This is a genomic window from Neisseria sp. P0001.S005 (assembly GCF_051963715.1).
The window spans coordinates 1-296 of sequence record NZ_JBQCTZ010000942.1; the positions used below are offsets into that span (position 1 = coordinate 1).

A 296-nucleotide genomic window follows, 5' to 3' on the forward strand; every position below is an offset into this window, starting at 1 on the left:
TTCTGTTGTTTTTCCAAGTCTCTCATGACTTGGTCGTTGGCGTTGTTGATATAACGCGTGTAACGCAGGAAGCGGGTTTTTTGACCGGCATCGGCGTTTTTCAGGAAGAGGGCAACCGCGTTGGGCTGGCTGTTTTTATAGTTGCCGGACACAAAACGCGAAATTTGGGCGCGCGTGTTGGAAACTTCGGCTTTCAACTGGTTGGCATCAGCATTGAGTTTTTGGAATTTTTCCCATGCGTCGCGTTGTTTGCGGTTGATGCCGGAGAGGTTGTTGCGTGTTTGTTGCAGCTGTTT

Annotated in this window: 1 pseudogene; it reads right to left on the reverse strand. The window is 49.3% G+C overall.

Features of this window, described 5'->3' with window-relative positions:
- Positions 1 to 296: pseudogene (locus ACTHSP_RS23605) on the reverse strand (murein hydrolase activator EnvC family protein); the annotation flags it as partial.